This is a genomic window from Persicimonas caeni (genome assembly GCF_006517175.1).
Lineage (GTDB): Bacteria > Myxococcota_A > Bradymonadia > Bradymonadales > Bradymonadaceae > Persicimonas > Persicimonas caeni.
Map to the genome: position 1 here is coordinate 7,708,498 of NZ_CP041186.1, position 17,395 is coordinate 7,725,892.

General features: G+C 65.5%; 12 protein-coding genes. 4 read left to right on the top strand and 8 right to left on the bottom strand.

Annotated features, from left to right (window positions below; all coding sequences use genetic code 11):
- Positions 1–40: 40 nt before the first annotated feature.
- Positions 41–832 carry an SDR family oxidoreductase gene (locus FIV42_RS28665; protein ID WP_141201018.1) on the bottom strand — a complete coding sequence of 264 codons (792 nt, stop codon included), beginning with the start codon at positions 830–832 and terminating at the stop codon, positions 41–43.
- Positions 833–1,130: 298 nt separating this feature from the next.
- Between FIV42_RS28665 and FIV42_RS28670 the strand changes: the two genes are divergently transcribed.
- The gene (locus tag FIV42_RS28670; RefSeq protein ID WP_141201019.1) at positions 1,131–2,519 is read left to right on the top strand and encodes a hypothetical protein; all 1,389 of its coding nucleotides are present in this window, start codon (positions 1,131–1,133) and stop codon (positions 2,517–2,519) included.
- 2 nt (positions 2,520–2,521) lie between these two features.
- Positions 2,522–4,003 carry a hypothetical protein gene (locus FIV42_RS28675; RefSeq protein ID WP_141201020.1) on the top strand — a complete coding sequence of 494 codons (1,482 nt, stop codon included), beginning with the start codon at positions 2,522–2,524 and terminating at the stop codon, positions 4,001–4,003.
- On the opposite strand, the gene FIV42_RS28680 is transcribed toward FIV42_RS28675, so the two are convergent.
- Together FIV42_RS28680 and FIV42_RS28685 are read right to left on the bottom strand one after the other, a co-directional pair.
- A complete protein-coding gene (locus tag FIV42_RS28680; protein ID WP_141201021.1) occupies positions 3,993–7,439 on the bottom strand; it encodes a tetratricopeptide repeat protein in 3,447 nt (1,148 codons plus the stop codon). The genes FIV42_RS28675 and FIV42_RS28680 overlap by 11 nt on opposite strands.
- Before the next feature lie 29 nt (positions 7,440–7,468).
- A complete protein-coding gene (locus tag FIV42_RS28685) occupies positions 7,469–9,415 on the bottom strand; it encodes a tetratricopeptide repeat protein (protein ID WP_141201022.1) in 1,947 nt (648 codons plus the stop codon).
- 194 nt (positions 9,416–9,609) lie between these two features.
- Between FIV42_RS28685 and FIV42_RS28690 the strand changes: the two genes are divergently transcribed.
- Together FIV42_RS28690 and FIV42_RS28695 are read left to right on the top strand one after the other, a co-directional pair.
- Positions 9,610–12,555, top strand: coding sequence for a tetratricopeptide repeat protein (locus tag FIV42_RS28690; RefSeq protein ID WP_141201023.1), 2,946 nt, complete (start codon positions 9,610–9,612; stop codon positions 12,553–12,555).
- A gap of 74 nt (positions 12,556–12,629) precedes the next feature.
- On the top strand, positions 12,630–12,977 hold the full coding sequence (locus FIV42_RS28695; RefSeq protein WP_141201024.1) for a hypothetical protein: 348 nt from the start codon (positions 12,630–12,632) through the stop codon (positions 12,975–12,977).
- On the opposite strand, the gene FIV42_RS28700 is transcribed toward FIV42_RS28695, so the two are convergent.
- From FIV42_RS28700 to FIV42_RS28720, 5 genes are read right to left on the bottom strand one after another with little or no spacing between them, the layout of a single operon-like run.
- On the bottom strand, positions 12,963–13,574 hold the full coding sequence (locus tag FIV42_RS28700) for an anthranilate synthase component II (RefSeq protein WP_141201025.1): 612 nt from the start codon (positions 13,572–13,574) through the stop codon (positions 12,963–12,965). The two genes, FIV42_RS28695 and FIV42_RS28700, sit on opposite strands and share 15 nt — an antisense overlap.
- Positions 13,571–14,302 carry an aminotransferase class IV gene (locus FIV42_RS28705; RefSeq protein ID WP_141201026.1) on the bottom strand — a complete coding sequence of 244 codons (732 nt, stop codon included), beginning with the start codon at positions 14,300–14,302 and terminating at the stop codon, positions 13,571–13,573. The genes FIV42_RS28700 and FIV42_RS28705 overlap by 4 nt, the downstream gene beginning before the upstream one ends.
- Positions 14,292–15,689: an anthranilate synthase component I family protein gene (locus FIV42_RS28710; protein WP_141201027.1), complete on the bottom strand. Its 1,398-nt coding sequence runs from the start codon at positions 15,687–15,689 to the stop codon at positions 14,292–14,294. The genes FIV42_RS28705 and FIV42_RS28710 overlap by 11 nt, the downstream gene beginning before the upstream one ends.
- Positions 15,690–15,694: 5 nt before the next feature.
- On the bottom strand, positions 15,695–16,891 hold the full coding sequence (locus tag FIV42_RS28715) for an OmpA family protein (RefSeq protein ID WP_141201028.1): 1,197 nt from the start codon (positions 16,889–16,891) through the stop codon (positions 15,695–15,697).
- A gap of 53 nt (positions 16,892–16,944) precedes the next feature.
- Positions 16,945–17,370, bottom strand: a complete 426-nt coding sequence (locus tag FIV42_RS28720) for a hypothetical protein (protein ID WP_141201029.1) — start codon at positions 17,368–17,370, stop codon at positions 16,945–16,947.
- Positions 17,371–17,395: the final 25 nt, after the last annotated feature.

The window sequence follows — 17,395 nt, forward strand, 5'->3', positions numbered from 1 at the left end:
AGGCTTCTTTTGTTTTCCCCCGTGCTCCCCGTGGTGACACCTAACCGCCAAACTTAGTAATGGCATGATGCACCACGCCCGGCGCATGCTTGCCGAAGAACGCCGCTACTTTGCCGTGGCCGGTGAAGGTGAACTCGCGTTTGCGCTTCTCGATCGCCTTGACGATCGTCTTGGCGGCTTTTTCGGCCGACCACATGAGCTGCTGGGGGCGTTTGTCTTCCCACTCGTCGTGGAAGTTACCCTCGTTGTCGACTTGGCCGATTTCGCTGGAGACGAAGCCCGGTTGGACGAGCGTACAGCTGACCTTTTCGTCGGCGAGCTCCATCGCCAGGGTCTGGCCGATGGCGCGCACGGCGTATTTGGAGGCCGAATAGGCGCCGTTGCCCGGCTGGGTGACCGTGCCGGCGACGCTCCCCATGAGCACCACGCGCCCGTCGGTCTTGCGCAGATGCTGCAAGGAGTGGCGCGCAGTGATCGCCGCGCCGACGACGTTGACGTCGAATTGACGGCGCCAGTCGTCTGCCGACAGGTCCTCGACCTTGCCGCCCACGCCGAAGCCGGCGTTGGCGATGGACACATCGAGCCCACCGAAGTGGTCGACGACCTTCTGGATGGCGATGATTACCTGCTCCTCGTCAGTCACATCACACTGCACCGCGAGTCCCTCGCCGCCGAGATTCTCGACGTGGCGCACGGTCTCTTCGAGCCGCTCGACGCGGCGGCCGGAGACAGCGACCTTGGCGCCCTGACGGGCGAATTCGTGCGCCAGCGCGCGGCCGATGCCGCTGCCGCCGCCGGTGATCCAGACGACTTTGTTCGTAAATTCAGACATCGTTTATTTTGCTTTCATGAAAGTTTGGGTTTCCGATGCCCCCCATCCGCCCTTCGCTTCGCTACGGGCACCTTCCCCACGGGGAGAAGGGTTGCCTTCGCTCATTTGAACCACGTAGCTTCTCGCAACAGCATCCCTTCCCCTGGGGGAAGGTGGCTCGCGCGCAGTTTAGCGCGAGACGGATGGGGGGCGCCAACAAGCTAGGCCTCTCTTCTCGCGGGCCATACAAACCCACCAGTTTACATTTCAACACAACACATGTAGCAAACAGAGAACCCAAAACGAAGCATCGCAACCCATGATCGACAAGCCCCAAGACCACCTCGACGCCCCATCCACGGGGCCAGTGGAGGCCCAACAAGAAGACCCATCGGACGACACATTCGAGCCGAAGGCGTATTTTTGGGGCGCTTGGCATCTCATCAAGCAAGATCTGTTCATCTTCGCCTGGAAGTTGCTCGCCGACGGCGCCCGCGCGGTCGTCTCGATCGCGACGCTGCTCGCCATCGGCGTGGTGCTCTTCGTGAGCCTCACCGGCGCGATGGCGACCAAGGCCGGGCCGATCGTCGGCTTCGAACGCTTCGTGGCCGACCTGGCGACCCCGCAATTCGTCATTGGCGCGGCCGGACTGCTCTTTTGCGCCTGGCTCATCGGGCTGACCCTCGACGTGCTCGCGCTGTCGGGCATCTGGGGCACCTTCGCCCAGGGCGCGCGCGGAAAACCGATTCGGCGCTTTCGCACCTTCTTCGCGAACCTGACCACACGCTTCCCGGCGGTCCTGAGCCTGCGCATCACCACACTCGCCGCGCAGGGCATCGTCGGGCTTCTCGGCTTGATGGTGCTCGTGGGCATCTGGGGTGCGACGACCGGCGACGGAACCTTCGCCGACTCGTCGGTGTGGGTGCGCGCGCTGTTGTGGGCGACGCCGCTCACCATAATGGCCGGCTTCGCCGCGCTCGTTCGCCTGACCATGGAGGTCGCCGCCGCCCCGCTCATCATGGAGCGACGCGCCCTCGGAGACGCCATCGCCACCGCCGCCGAGCTCGTCACGCGCCGCTTTGCTCAGGTCTACCGCCTGGTCATCGTCGCCGCCGGGCTCTTGCTCGTGCCGCTGTTCTTCTACTGGGGCGTGCTCATCTTTCAGAACCTGACGCTCGACATGCCGGAATTGGCGCCCTTGACCGGCATGTTGCGTCTTGTAGGCGAAGTCGTCCTCTTTGTGACCACCGGCGCCATCGCCGTAGCCTTCTACGGCGCCCTCTTTGTGTACTACGCAGTCGAGATGGGCATGATCGACGAGATTCCCGGCGAAAAAGAGAAGAAAGACAAGGCGGCCAATCCGTCGTTTGCTGCACGTGGCCCAGGTGCCGAGCAGCCGTGCGGACCGAGGTCTGGGCCGGTGCGCTTCGACAAGCACACGACCATCGAAGAGCTGCTGCCCGTCGAGTACCCGAATATTATGACCGTCGACGAGGTGCTCGGCACTGAACCTTCGGAGGCAGACGCCCCCTTGGAGGCAGACCTTCCAGGTCTGGAAAACGACCAGACCTCGGAGGCAGACGCCCCCTTGGAGGCAGACCTTCCAGGTCTGGAAAACGACCACGTCTCGGACGTGGCTGACGACGAGCGATTCGACGACATTTCAGGCGACGACGTATTTGACTCTACTGAAGACAAAGACACATGACCGTGACCGAACAAGTGGATAGCTGGCGAAGTGTCATCGAGTCCCGTGGCATCGATGTCGAGGAGACCGAGGCCCCCGACGCATCGGGCGGGAGTTGGTTCCAGACCATCACGCGCTTTACGAAGCGTGGCTTCCTGCGCGTGACACTGTCGCCGGGCGACGAAGCCCTGTCGATTCACGCGCAACTCGCCGTTCCCGGCTCCGAGGACGGATACCTCGACCGATTGAAGCAGCACTTGAAGCTCGTCTCCGGTTCGGACTGGGAGATGGCCTCCGAGGAGCGCCCGTGGGTGCTCGAGGTCGACGAGTTGCCCGAAGAAAAGGTCGCCCCCGTCTTCGACGCCTTCGAGCGCGTCGCCGAGCATATCGGTCTCGCCGAGTCCGGCGAAGATCCCGCCGAGCTGGCCGACGACTTCGGGCGTGCACCGAAAGAAGCTGCAGAGGAGACCGAAAAGCCTGAGGAGAACGAAAAGGCGGACGAAGCCGAGCCTGAGACTGACGAGGAGGCTGACGAGCAGACCAAAGCGCAGCCGGCCGCGTCGGGCGGTGTGTTCGAATCGATCGGCGGCGGTGAGTCGGCCAGCGACTCCGAGACTCGAGAAGAAGCCGAGACCTCGCCCGACACCGGCGATGCGAACCTCGGCAAGTTTCGGGTGCGCGTGGTCGATGGAACGATCCGCGCCGAACTCGAGCTCGCCGAGCAGCCGAGCGAGCGGGCCGAAAAGGAGCTCCTCTCCGCCCTCGCCCGCACACTTCGCGCACGCTTCGACATCAAGCTCCTGGCGCGATCGCTGACCGAAAAGGACGGCCAGCCGGTCGTCAAGCTCGCCCTCGAGCCCGCCTCACTGGGCGCAGCGTCCGAGGTGTCGCTGGGCGATCTGAGCCACGACCTCGGCCGCTACTTCGAGCGGCTCAAGAAGTTCAACGCCATGGGCCTGTCGCTCATCGACGTGCTCGCGCCGGGCGCCTCGCGCCCCAACGAGCCCGCGCGCCGCGAGTCGCCCTCGCCGAGCCGTCGTGAGCGCTCGGAGCGCCGGCGCTCCAAAGATGAAGGCAGAAAAGCCCAACAAGACAGAACAGCAAGGCAGGAAGAGCCGCGCGTGCGCCGCCGCGAAGACCACCGCGCCGCCGAGAGCGATTCGAGCGGCGTCGTCTTCTCGTTCGGCGCCGACGACCTCGAAGAGGCGAGCACCGACGTGGTCGCCGCCGGCGACTACACAGACCCGCGCGTCAAACGCGAGGACGCCACCACGCCCCTGGTCGACGTGGTCCTTCGCCACCCGGGCTACTCCGACAAGAGCATGCGCCAGGTCTTGAGCATCCTGCTCGACGTCGACTACTTCGAAGCCGGCAAGCTCGCCAAGCAGGCGCCTTGCGTCATTGCCTGGGGCATCAGCCAAGAGCGCGCCCAGGAGTTCAAGCGCGTCATCGAACGCGCCGGCGGCCGAGTTACCCTCGTCGAGCCCGACTCACTCAATTCGTAGCCGCCTTCGAGGACGCAGGGCGCTCGTAGCCGTTCGTCTCGAGATGACGGCAAGCGTCCTCGTCCCCTTTCTGGCACGCCTTCTTGTACTGCTCGATGCCGAGACTCCAGTTGTAGGCGTCGATGATTTCGCCGGCATCTTTGCATTGCTTCGCGGTCCCCAGATCGCAGGAACTCACCAACGCGTTCCAGTAGCGCTTTCCGGTCAACAGGCCCGACGAGTCACGCCCGGTGGCCGCGTACAGCGTACACGCATCGGCGTCGCGCAACGCACATGCCTTGGCATACAAATCACCCGCCTTCGCGAACCGCCCCGGCTCGTAGCTGCCGAATTCGACCGCGACCGCCGCGGCCAAACACCCGACCTTGTCGCCCTTCTCGCACGCTGCTTTCGCCTCCATGTCCGGCGAGTCCGCTTCGAACTGCTCCTTCTTCGCCAGCGCGCCCAATCGGCTGCAGGCTCTCGGGTCGCCGCTCGTGCACACCTTCGTGTAGAGCAACTTGGCCGCCTCGACGTCACGCTCGACCCCAAAGCCGTGCTGCAGCGCTCTGGCCTGCATCAAACACGCGACGCCAGCCTCTTCCTCGTTCTCGCAGCGACGTTTGGCGTCCTCGTACACGTCGAACTCACCCAACTCCTTGCGGCGCAGGTAGAACATGCTCCCGAGGGCTTTCGAGCAGATACTGTCGTCATCATTCTTCTTGCAGTACGTCCGCAAGAGCCGCAGCGCCGTCCCCGCGTTGCGCTTCACGCCGTCCCCCCGAGCATACAAGGAGCCGAGCCAGATGCACTCATCGGGCCGTTCTTTGGGATGACACACCTTCTCGTAGATCTTGGCCGCTTTGGCCGGCGCAGGGTCGCCGTCGCCGCGAAGGTGATACAGCGCGAGCAGGCGGCAATCGCTGTTCTTGTTGTCCTTGCAGCTTTTGGCGAGGCCGGCTTCGGCCTTTTGAGGATTCCTGGGGAAGAGCTCGCCGCTGACTCGCTCCCGCGCAATGACCGCACAGGCGTTTTGGACACCCGCGTCGCACGCCTCGTTCAGGAACGTGCGCGCCCCCGGAAAATCGGTGTCGGTACCGCGATAGTGGGCGATCATATGTGCGGCGATATAACAGCTCCACTGGGAGTCGCCTTCGACACACGCTTTACGCTCCATCTCGATCGCGCGGTCGAGGAAGCGGTCGGCGCGCTCGAGGTTTTTGGCGACCCCCTTGCGCCCGAATCGGAAGTTCAGTGAAGCTAGCCTACACCATCGCGCTGAGCCCAGCTCGCACACCTTGCTGAAGATCATCCCGGCCTCCCGCTCACTGCTCGCCTCCACCTCCTCCCGCCGGAGCATCAACGCAGCTTGTCCGCAGGTCGGCCCGATGTCCGCTTCGCATCCGGACTTGGCGAGCTTGTAGGCTTTGTCGATGTCCTTCGGACCTCCTATACCCTCTCGGAGCGCATGCGCGTAGTTCGCACAAACCCAGCCCTTCGAGTCGGTAAGCTCGCACGCCTTCTTCAGAACCTTCCGCGCCCGCTTCGGGTCTCGCTCGGTCCCGCGCCCGGTCAGCAAAGCGGTGCCGAGCTGACTGCACGCCCAGGCGCTATCGCCCTCGCAACCGCGTCGCGCGAACTCCAATGCCTTCTGGCAATCCTTCTCGACGTTCTCACCTCTGCGGTACCACACGCCGATCACGGCGCAGGAAGAGCCGTAGCCCCCCTCACAGCCCATCTCATAGTATTTGACGGCCTCGACCGGCTCGGCGATGCCGTCGGGAGCCTCGTCTTCATCCTCGAGCATCTTGGCGTAGAAGTAGCACGCGGCCCCGAAGTCCTCGTGGCACGCCTTGCGAAAGTGAAAGCGCGCCTCGGAAAGATCCTTTTCGCCGCCGCTTCCCGACCGGTTCATGTGGGCGTAGTTGACGCATGCCCAGGTATTTCCGTACTCGCAGCCGATGGCGAGGACCGAACGTGCGCGCTTGTCGTGGAGGCGGCTTTCGACTTGTCGCAGCCGATAGCCGGCTTTGGCGCAGCCTTTGCCCCACCCGCGGTGGCAGGCTTCGACCCAGTATTCGATGGCGCGCGATTCGTCCGCGCCGACGCCTTCGCCCTCGTCGTACAAATCGCCCAGCGCGTAGCACGAATACTCGGCGCCCTTCGAACACGCCCTTTCGAAGTATTTGCCAGCAAGCTCGGCGCCCTTCGGGTCGTCGCTGTTGCAGTAGGTGATGGCGAGTCGTTCGCACGAGAGCGCTGAGCCCGCGCTGCACCCCTTCTCGAGGAGCGCACGGCCGCGGTCGACCTCCGCCTCGATGGACTCGCCGACCACAAAGGCGCGCCCCGACACGTAGCAGGCATCGGCGTCGCCTCCATTGCATTTGTTCGCGTAGTCCAGCGCGCCGGCACGGTCGATGGTCTCGCTCAGGTAGAGCCAATACCGCTCACACCCGTCCACCAGCCCTCCCTGACACGCTTTCGCTGCGGTCGCGACCGCCTTCTGGGCGTCGGCTTCCACCTCGCCTCGTCCCTTGCGGTAGACCTTGGCGAGGAAATAGCAGTTCTCGGGAGACCCGAGCCGGCAGCCGAGCCGATAGGCTGCGATCTCGCGCTCGACATACCAATCGTCGGGCTCGGCAACCGTGGCCTTGGAGTGAAGGGTACGCCCGATATAGGTGCAGGCGTGTCGAAAGCCGCTCTCGCAGGCTTCGAAGTGCAAGGCGACCCAGTCCCGATACGAAATGCTCAGGTTGGTGTGCCACTTGTCGTTGTCGATCGTCTCTTCGACATGCTTGCCTACCTTTTTGCACGCGAACTTGTCGCCGAGGACGCAGGCGCGCTCTCGGAGATCATGGGCGCGCTTATCACTTTTGGGCACGCCCAACCCCTTCTCGTAGACCCTGGCGAAGTCGCGGCAGCCGGGGCCGTGTTCCAGGTCGCAGCTTCGCTTGTAGAGCCCGGCCGCCAACCTGCGCTCGTCCTTCTTCTCGGCGTGGTACTCGTACCAGCCGCCCAGGCGCTGGCACGCCTCGGCGACGTCCTCCCTGCACAGCTTGCGCAGCAGGCTGTAGGCGGCGTTGATTTGCTTCTGGGTCCCCTGCCCCATCGCCGTGGCCTGGCCGATGCACGCGGTCTTGTCGCCGCGGCTGCACCCGTCCTCGCCCAGATCGATGGCCAGGCTGACGTCGTGCAGCTCGGAGTCGTCGTCGATATACTCGAGGGCCGCGACCGCGCACCCCAGGTCGTCCCCGGCGTCGCAGGCGGCGTGCGCCCCCAGCGTGCGGGCGCGCATCGCGCAATCGTCCCAGAAGCGAAGTTCGTGAGCCTCCTCGTGGTGTGGCGGGCAAAACTCGAGCCACGACTGCGCGTCGGCTTCGCGATAGGCGCCGCTGTGGCTGCACGCGCTCGCGAAGACGCAAACGGACAGCAACAACACGGGGGCGATTCGGGACATCGTCGGTCTTGGCATCATCTCTCTACAACTCATCGGCTCGCGTCCGCAGACTCTTCTCCGTCCTCGGCAGGACACGACGCTTCGTGCCCCTCCATGCACGCCTTCTGGCGCAGCATCTTCGCCTTGCCGGCGTCCTTTTTGACGCCCTTGCCCACCTCGTGCAGGCGGGCGAGCTCCGCGCAGGCTTCGGCGTGGCCGGCGAGGCAGCCCATCTCGAAGTGGTCGGCGGCCTCGATGGGGCTCGCTTCGTTGGCGGGGTCCTCGCCTTCGGCCAGATCCCCGTCGCCCTCGCCGCTCTCGTACATCTTGGCGAGCTCGAAGCAGGCCAGTCCGTGGTCGTTGGCGCACGAGCGCGCCAGCAGGTCGCGAGCGTATTCGTCGTTTTCCTCGCCGCCCTTGCCGTCTTTCATCAAAATGCCGTAGCGAGTGCAGGCACCGACGATGCGCCAGGAGCAGCCGTCGTCGTAGTAGCTGCGCGCCTTCTCGTAGTCGCGGTCGACGCCGAGACCTGCCTCGTGGCGCAGGCCGGCGAACACGCACGCCTCGCCCTCGTCACGCTCGCACGCCAACTCGGCGTTGGACAACGCGAACTCGACGTTCTCTTCGACGCCTTCACCGTTGGCGTAGGCCATCGCCAGCGCATAGCACGCGTAGCCGGTACCGCCCTCGCAGGCCTTCGTGTAGTATTTGGCGGCCTCGGCGGCGTTCGAGCGCGTGCCCCACCCTTCGGCGTAGTACTTGCCGGCGACCTCGCAGGCCGGGAAGTAGTCGAGCTCACAGCCCTTCTCGAGCAGCCCGAGCGCACGTGATCCGTCGCGGGTGAAGTTGACGTCGTAGTTGTAGGCCCGCCCGGCCAAGTAGCACGCCTCGCCGTCGCCGCTGTCGCATTTGGCGGCCCACTCGGCAGCTTCGGGCTCGTCCCACAGGCGGTAGCGATAGTCGCGGTATTGCTTGCAGCCCAACTCGTAGCCGCCGTCGCACGACTTCTTGGCGAGTCGGACGGCCTCCTTGGTGTTCGCGTCGATGGTCCCGGCGCCCTCGCGTACGAGGATTGCGAGGCCCCAGCAAGCGGGCAGCGCGCCGCGTTTGCACCCCTCGCGGTAGAAGTTGGCGGCGCGGTCGTAGTTGAGGGTGATGTACCGGCCGCGAATATCGCCGATCTCGATGCGCAACCCGGCGAGCGTGCAGGCGTGCTTGAAGCCCTTCTTGCAGGCGGTCTCGTAGATCGCCAGGTAGTCCTCGCTCGTCATGCCGAGCTCCTCGATCCACATATCCTCTTTGTTATGCGGCGGGTCACGGTCGACCGCGAGGCAAGACTGTCGCTCGCCCATCTCGCACGCCTTCGTGTAGAGCTGGCGGGCGCGCTTTTTGTTGCGCGCGATCCCGAACCCCTCGTCGTAGACCTCGGCGAATTCACGACATCCTGGCGCGTAGCCCAGGTCGCAGCTCCGCTTGAAGAAGCCCGCGGCCAAGCGCTTCTCCTTGGCGGTCTCGGGCTCGTCGGCGTACCACTCGCCGATGGAGTAGCAACTCAGCCCCATCCCATCGAGGCAGGTCTGGCGCATCAAGTTGTAGGCGCGTCCCTTCTCGTAGATATCGCCTTGGAAGAGCACGTAGGCGAAGGCCTGACACGCCGCCGGGTCGCCCTTCTCGCACGCCCACTCCCCGATCTCGACCGCGCGTTCGTGGTCGCGAATCGGCGAGTCTTCGTCCTCGTAGAGCACCGACGCCAAGAAGCAGCCGACGTTGTCGCCCGTCGAGCACGCCGCCTCGGCGGTCAGCGTGGTAATCCGATAGTTGCAATCGCGCTCGACCATCAAGCCGTTGGGGTTCGACGACTCGCGCGGGCACAACTCCTCCCACGAACTCTTATCGTCGACGGTAAACATGGTCGGCCCGCCGCACGCGCCGAGCGCGCCTAAACAGATCAGTAGCGTGATGGACGAAAGTGCGGCTCTAAACAGTCGAAGATACATTCGTGCTCCGTTCGGTGCGTCGCATCCCCCGGGATGTGGTGGGTGGGGTGCTTCTTGTGGCCGCAACGATAGCGCGCACGGGCGCGCCGGACAATGCCCGAGTCTGGAAATACTCTGCACGAAGGCCTTGAAATCCTTGCCAATCGCGCGTAAGAAAGCCTCCCGTTTCGAACAATTGGACTGAGGTGTGCGCCATGAATTGCGCCTACTGCGGCTATTTTAACGAAGAACCGACCGAGATTTGCGGGCGCTGTGGCGCCGACATCCCCGAGCCGAGCTGCGGACAGTGCGGCGTGGACGTCGATTGGGGCGACGCGTTGTGCGAGCAGTGCGAGAAGCTGACGCGCTCGGCCGACAAGACGCCCTGCCCGTCGTGTAGTGCGTTCAACACCGTCTCGGCGGAGTATTGCACCACCTGCGGCACGCCCATGGCGGTGATCACGCGTGTGATGACGCTCAGCCGCGCCAAGGACCGCGAGCCGCTGGAGACCTGGCGCGTCTACGGTATCGAGACCTCCATGGTCGGCCGCGACGACGAGATGGCCCGCCTCGAGGGCTGGCTCGAGGAGGCGACCGAGGAGAGCTCGGTGCGCGTGGTCGGCCTGACCGGCTCGACCGGCCTGGGCAAGAGCCGGCTCGTCGCTGAGTTCAACCGCACCCTCGACAAGTCGTTCTCCGAGGCGGTCTTCGTGCAAGCCGCCAGCCGCGACGAGTCGGGCGGGCCGTACTCGATGTTCGGCCGCCTGCTCAAGAATCGCTTCTATATCGGCGAGAAGGACCACCCCGACTCGGCGCGCCGCAAGCTCTTGGAGGCCGTCGACGCCATCGTCGCCGACGATGACGAGGCTGAGCGCATCGGCCACCTGGTGGGCCACCTCATCGGCATGCAGTTCGAGGATTCGCCGTACGTGCCCGATATTCGCGACTCGGAGGGCGCCTACCAGCTCGACCAGCGAAGCTTCGACGCCGTGCTCGACCTGCTGGCCGCCGACGCCGCGCAAAACCCGCTGGTCATCGCGCTCGAGGACCTGCAGTACGCCACTACCCAGTCGGGCGCGCTCATCGACTACCTGACCAAAAACCTCGTCGAGCACCCCGTGCTCTTCGTCCTGTCGTGGAACCCCGACGAGGTGTTCATGGAGGATGTGCTCGACGAGATGCCCATCGACGAGCTCATCGAGCTCAAGCCGCTGTCGGACCGCGAGGTGCGCGACTTCGTGCGCGACACGCTGCACAAGGCCGACGAGATCCCCGAGGCGCTCGTCGAAAAGATCGTCGACGCCGCCCACGGCAATCCGCTGTCGGTCGAAGAGATGCTGCGTATCCTCATCAGCCAGGGCGTCATCGACACCCGCGAGCAGACCTGGCGGGTGGGCGCCGAGCGCATCGACGAGGTCGACCTTCCGACGACCGTCGAGGCGACGGTGCGCGCGCGTCTGGCCACCCTGGCCGACGACGAGCGCCGCGTGCTCGAAATGGCCGCCTGCATCGGCGACGCCTTCTGGTCCGAGCTCGTGCGCTGCCTGTACCGCATGCACGTCGACCACGAAGAGCACCTCCAGGAGTTCTGGAGCGACGACGAGATCGACGGCCGGGTCGACGAGCTCATCGAGAGTCTCGAGCGCAAGGACATGGTCCGCCGCCGCGACGACACGCTGATTGCCCCTTACGAGGAGCTCTACTTCAAGCACCGCATCGAGCGCGTGGCCGTCTACGAGGATATCCCCGCCCAGGACAAGCAGCGCTACCACCGCATGATCGCGCAGTGGCTCGAGCGCGAGGCCTCCGACGACGGCGAGGTGCGCCTGGCCGAGATGGTCGCGCGCCACTTCGACGAGGCGCGCTGCCTGGAGCACGCCGCCGGCCACTACCTGCACGCCGCCCACCGCGCCGCGCGCCACTACGCCAACCGCAAGGCCGTCAAGCTGTACACGAAGGGGCTGGCGTATCTGTCCGACGCCGATATCGACCTGAAGCTCGAGGCGTTCCACGACCTGGGAAGCGTCTACGACCTGCTCGGCGAGTACGACCAGTCACTGGCCTATTTCCGCGAGATGCTCCGCTACTCGTGGCTCGTCGACGACATCGCCAAGGGCGGCGCGGCCTACAACAAGATCGGCCGCGCCTACCGCAGCATGGGCGAGTACGACGAGGCGCTCGAGGCGTTCGAGAAGGCGCTGGTGCTCTTCCGCGACGCCGACGACACCCGCGGCGTGGCGAGCACCCTCGACGATATCGGCCAGATCAAATGGGTCCGCGGCCACTACGACGCCGCCCTCAAATACTATTCGGCCGGCCTGCAGCTTCGCCGCGAGCTGGGCGACGAGCGCTCGGTCGCGCTCAGCCTCAACCATATCGGCACCGTGCGCTTAGCCCGCGGCGAGCTCAAAGAGGCGATGGTCTACTACCGCGAGGCCCTCGAGCTGCGAAAAGAGATCGGCGACCGCCAGGGCGTGGCCGACAGCTTCAATAATCTCGCCGCGCTCTGCCTGGAGCGAGGCGAAAACGCCAAGGCCATCGCGCTGTTCCGCGAGGCGCTGCAGCGCGGCCGCTCCATTGGCTACCGCTCCCTGGAGATGGTGGTGTTGAACAACCTGGGCGAGACCTACCTGAAGGACGAGGAGCTCGAAGCCGCCCAGGCCTGCCTCGACGAGGCGATGGAGGTCGCCGAGGAGTCGGGCGACAAGCGCGTCCTCTTCGACGTGCTGCGCAACCTGGCCGCCCTCGCCGTCGAAAACGGCGAGCGCAAGCTCGCCCTCGAGCGCATCGACGAAGCCCTCGCTTTGGCCGATCAGCTCGACTCGACGGCCCTGCACGGCATCGGCAAGCACTCCCTGGCCGAGATCCACGCCCGCTACGTCGACCACCCGACACACGGCGACGAGGCGAAGGACAAGGCGCCCGCGTGCTTCGACGAGGCGATCGACGTCCTCGAAGACGTCGGCAACGAGTCGCAACTCGCCCGCTGCCTGTCGAGCTACGGCGAGTACCTGGCGGGACGCGGCGACGCGAGCGACGCGAGACAAAAACTCGAGCGCGCCCGCGACATCTTCACGCGTTTGGAGATGCCCAAGCAACGCGAAGCCGTCGACCTGAAGTTGGACGGCCTGAAAGGGGCTGGAGAGCCCGAACCTGCATAAATTGGAGCGAGCGCATTCCTGCACTCGCCGCCTCTTCGGTGCGACTGCTTCTAGCTCTCGTGAACGAGGGCAAGATGCCCACGCACCGAATCGAGGGCAAGATGCCCACGCACCGAATCGAGGGCAAGATGCCCACGCACCGAATCGAGGGCAAGATGCCCACGCACCGAATCGAGGGCAAGATGCCCACGCACCGAATCGAGGGCAAGATGCCCACGCACCGAATCGAGGGCAAGATGCCCACGCACCGAATCGAGGGCAAGATGCCCACGCACCGAATCGAGGGCAAGATGCCCACGCACCGAATCGAGGGCAAGATGCCCACGCACCGAATCGAGGGCGAGATGCCCCCGCGCCGAGACGAGGGCGAGATGCCCCCCGCGCCGAGACAAGCGCACCGAAAGACATCAGCAGCGACGTAAGAAGTTCTCGAGCAGCCCGTAGCCACGCGGCGTCAACACGCTCTCCGGATGAAACTGCACCCCGAACGTCGCATGCTCGCGGTGCTGCACGCCCATGACAAACCCGTCGGCGCGGGCGCTCACCTCGAGCTCGCGCGGAAGCGGCTCGCGGGCGACGAGCGAATGATACCGCCCCGCCTCGAACGGACTATCCAGCCCCTCGAAGACGCCCTGCCCGTCGTGTTCCACCATGCTCGGCTTGCCGTGCATCGGGGCGTCGTTGGGGCCGACGTCGCCGCCGAAGGCCGTGACGATGGCCTGGTGGCCCAGACAAATGCCCAGAATCGGGAGCTCGCCGGAGAATCGGCGGATGGCTGCGACCGAGATGCCGGCGGCGTCGGGGTGGCCGGGGCCCGGTGAGATGACCAGCGCGCGCGGCTCCCAGCTTGTGAGTTCGTCGACTGTGAGCTCGTCGCTGCGGTGGACGACGACCTCGGCGCCCAGCTCGGCGAAGCGGTGCGCGAGGTTGAAGACGAACGAGTCGCGGTTGTCGAGCAGCACGATCTCGCCGGTCGTCTTGTGGGTCCAGCGTGTCTGGAGGCTCGGCAGGTACGTCATGGCAACCACTCCCGGGCAACCTTCGACCACGTGTCGTCGAGCGTCCTGCCCTCGAGCGAGGCGGCGGCGAGCAGACCGACGCCGGCGGAGAGCAGCACGACTTCGTCGGCCCCTCGAAGCTCGTCGACGGTGACCTCGCGCACGTCGATGGGCCGGCGGTGGGCGTCGGCGAGGTCGAGGAGGCCTTCGCGGGTCACCCCGGGCAAGATGCCGCGGATGGGCGGCGTCGCGGCCTCTCCAGACTTCACGACCACCACGTTCGCGCAGCTCGCCTCGCCGACGAGGCCGCTTCGGGAGGTCATGACGGCGTCGTCGAAGCCCGCAGCCTGTGCGCGGCGGCGCACCTCGACCGAGCGCAGGTAGCTCGTCGTCTTGTGCTCGGCGAGGAGGTCGTCGGGCAGGTAGAAGCCCTCGGCGAGGCCGAGGTGGGGTCTCGTGGGGATTGCGAAAGACCGAAAACGCGTCGCCATCGTGCCGGAGCCGCCAAACGGCGCGCCGTCGGGGGCACGGCTCACGGTGACGCGCCACAGGCCCGGGTCGCGGCCCGCAAGGGTCTCGAGTTCGGCGACGGCGGCGTCGATGGACGTGTCGGGAAAGCCGAGCGCCTCGCCGGAGCGCCGCAGGCGAGCGACGTGGCGCTCGAGCCAGCGAATCTGGCCGTCCTCGCGCACGCGCACCGTTTCGAAGAGCCCGTCGCCGTACAGAAAGCTTCGGTCGTCACTCTGCATCGTCGCCCTCCCCTTCGACCACCGTTTGCAGCGGCCGCGCCTTCACGCACGCCTCCTCGTACTCGCCCATTGGGTCGGAATCGGCGACCACCGCGCCGCCTGCGCCGTACCAGACGGTCTCGTCGCACAGAACCGCGGTGCGAATGAGCACGCTGCTGTCGAGGGTGCCGTCTGCCGACGCGAAAAAGAGCGTGCCGGTGTACGGGCCGCGGGCGGTCTCTTCGAGCTCGGCGATGAGCTCGATGGAGCGAAGCTTGGGCGCGCCGGTGATGCTGCCGGGAGGGAACGAGGCAAGGAGCGCGTCCATCGAGCTCAGGCCTTCTTCGAGGTCGCCTTCGACCGTCGAGATTAGGTGGTGGACGCCCTCGAAGCTGTAGAGCCCGCAGACCTCGGTCGCCTCGACGCTGCCGAGCTTGCAGACCCGCGTGAGGTCGTTTCGCATCAGGTCGACGATCATGACGTTTTCGGCGCGGTCTTTGGCGCTCGTGACGAGGTCCTCGGCGAGGCTCGCGTCCTCTTCGGGCGTGTCGCCGCGGCGGCGGGTGCCTTTGATGGGGCGCGTGATGACGTGGCCGTCGCGCACCGCCAAGAACTGCTCGGGGCTGACCGAGGCGAGTTGGAAATCGCCCGCGTCGAGGTAGGCGCCATAGGCGCCGCTGCTCGTCTGGCGCAGCGCGTCGAAGAGCGCGAAGCCATCGCCTCGCCAGTCGGCGCAGAAGCGTTCGGTGTAGTTCACTTCGAAGAGTTCGCCCGCGTAGATCGCGTCGATGGCGCGTTGGACGCGCGCGGCGTATTCGTCGGCGGTGATGGTCAATCGGAAGCGCGCGCCTTCGGCCGTCGACGGGGTCGCGGTCTGCGGGCGACGAACGGCCTCGCGCAACTTGTCTGCCGCGGGCGAGTCGGCGTCGCCTGTGAGCCACCATCGGCCTTCGGCGTGGGAGTAGACAAGCGCGCAGGGGTAGTCGCCGACCCAGAGGTCAGGCGTGGGCGCGGGTTTGCGCGGGGCGTGGATGTCATCGAGTTGCCAGGCGAATTCGAAGCCGAGGAGGCCGGCGAGGCCGCCGTGGAACGGGAGGCTTTTCGGTGCGAGGGCATCTTGCCCTCGTTTCGGTGCGAGTGCTTCTAGCACTCGTGAACGAGGGCAAGATGCCCCCGCACCTAAAGTGAGCCACTCGACCGGGTCGTCGACCTCGCGCTCGCCGGGAAGCTCGACGAAGCGCCCTTCCCTCTCGGTGAGCACCTTCGTCGGCTCGCAGGCGAGGATCGACCAGCGCGCGCCCGTGGCGCGGCCGGAGTCGAAAAGCACAAGCCCCGCGACGCCGGCGAGGTGGAGACCTCGCGCGACGTCGACGGGGCTTGCGTCAAAGCCGTACAGCTCTTCGGCCACGTCAATCAGTCGTTCGGGATGCGGAAGATGATCTCGACGCGGTCGTTTTTGGACGGGTCGTCCTGGTAGCGTCGGTTGTCCTGGCCGTACCCGTTGGTGCTGATGCGGCCGGCCTTGACGCCCTGGCCTTCGAAGTAGATCTTGACCGCCTTGGCGCGCAGCGACGAGGTCGCCAGGTTCTCGGTGGCGTCGCCCTTACGGGTGTAGCCCTCGATGACGATATTGGCTTCCTTGTACTTCTTGGCGATGTCGGCGGCGGCTTTGACCAGCGCCTGGCTCGAAGGCTTGACCGAGGCCGAGCCTTCGTCGAACAGCATCGCCAGCACCACGCGAACGCCGGTGGGCTCGGCGACGGTGAAGGGGCCGCCGAAGTTGTTCTGCGCTTCTTTACGAAGCGCTTCGCGGCGAGCCGGGGCCTTCATGTTGGACAGATGCTCTTCGTATTTCGGGCGCGCCTCGTCGGCGGCCTTGCGGAAGAACTGGGCAGCCTGGTCGGCGGCGTCCATGATGGTGTCGGCGCTGCCGGCCTGGCTCTGCTGCATCGAGATGGCCGACTTGAGCTGGTTGTTGGCGCGGTTGAACGTGCCCTTGGCGAACTCGTTGGCCTGGACGGCCAGCGCCTCGTCGCGCGCCTTCTTGGCGGCGTCGAGCTTGTTCTTGACGGCCATCTCTTTGGCGCCGCTCGTGTCGCTGTTGCGCTGGAGCGCGGCGTTTTGAAGCGCCTGCTGTCGGCGCTCCTCTTGAGCCTTTTCGTTGCGGGCGCGGGCGACCTGACGCTCGACCTCGCCGACTTCCTTCTGGAGCTTGTTACGCTCCTGGCTCAACGCCTGAATCTTGGGGTTGACCTCGCCGACCTTGGCGTTGGCAGCGTCGAGGCGCTCCTTGGCCTCGAGCTGCTTTTTGATCGCCGCCGCGGTGCGGTAGCGAAGCTTGCCCAGGATGGCGTACTCCTTGGCGCGCTCGAGCTCGCCTTCCTCATAAGCCTCGAGCGAGACGCGCCGATACTGGCGCGACTCGCGGTAGAATTTGGCCGCGCCCGGCGCCTCTTTGACCGTGCGGGCGTCGGGATCTTTGAGGATGGCCTCGAGTTCGACCAGCTCTTTGGGTTTGGGAGGCGTCGAGCAGCCGCTGGCGAACATGGTCGTCAGACCAAAGACCAGAAACGCTGCGAGAACCAACCTCAGGGGGGTTTGCTTCACCATCGATCAACTCCGATAGACATCTACGAACCAGCGGAAGCCGGAAAAAACACAAATCAGCGAAGCTTGCTCAGCTCTTGCTGCAGCTCTTTTTTCTTGTCCTTGAGCTTTTGGACGTCGGCTTCGAGCTCGGGGATCTGCTTTTCTTTGGCCTTATAGAACGCCTCTTCCTGGTCGTCGGCGGCCTTCTGGATGTTGCCGGCTTGGACCAGTGCGGTGATCAGATCGAGGCTGAACTTGACGCGGCGCAGGTATTTGGCGGCCGCCTCTTCGTTGCCCTTGGCCAAGAGCACGTTGGCATTCTCGAGCCACTGGCGGGTGCGCTCGATATCCTTGGCAGCGGCATCGGCGCCGGGGGCGCCAGCCTGTTTGTCGAGCATCTTTTCGAACTGAGCGGCCTGCTCTTTGTAGCGCTCATTGGCGCTGGCGAACGCAGGGGATGCGACGCCGACTGAAAGAAAGCAGAACAGCAACAGGGACATCAACCATCGGGAAGACCCGCTGAAA

Excerpts from the sequence above, each read along its gene's own strand:
- FIV42_RS28665 (WP_141201018.1), bottom strand. The coding sequence starts at position 832 with ATGTCTGAATTTACGAACAAAGTCGTCTGGATCACCGGCGGCGGCAGC.
- FIV42_RS28670 (WP_141201019.1), top strand. The coding sequence starts at position 1,131 with ATGATCGACAAGCCCCAAGACCACCTCGACGCCCCATCCACGGGGCCA.
- FIV42_RS28680 (WP_141201021.1), bottom strand. The coding sequence starts at position 7,439 with ATGTCCCGAATCGCCCCCGTGTTGTTGCTGTCCGTTTGCGTCTTCGCG.
- FIV42_RS28685 (WP_141201022.1), bottom strand. The coding sequence starts at position 9,415 with ATGTATCTTCGACTGTTTAGAGCCGCACTTTCGTCCATCACGCTACTG.
- FIV42_RS28690 (WP_141201023.1), top strand. The coding sequence starts at position 9,610 with ATGAATTGCGCCTACTGCGGCTATTTTAACGAAGAACCGACCGAGATT.
- FIV42_RS28695 (WP_141201024.1), top strand. The coding sequence starts at position 12,630 with ATGCCCACGCACCGAATCGAGGGCAAGATGCCCACGCACCGAATCGAG.
- FIV42_RS28700 (WP_141201025.1), bottom strand. The coding sequence starts at position 13,574 with ATGACGTACCTGCCGAGCCTCCAGACACGCTGGACCCACAAGACGACC.
- FIV42_RS28705 (WP_141201026.1), bottom strand. The coding sequence starts at position 14,302 with ATGCAGAGTGACGACCGAAGCTTTCTGTACGGCGACGGGCTCTTCGAA.
- FIV42_RS28715 (WP_141201028.1), bottom strand. The coding sequence starts at position 16,891 with ATGGTGAAGCAAACCCCCCTGAGGTTGGTTCTCGCAGCGTTTCTGGTC.
- FIV42_RS28720 (WP_141201029.1), bottom strand. The coding sequence starts at position 17,370 with ATGTCCCTGTTGCTGTTCTGCTTTCTTTCAGTCGGCGTCGCATCCCCT.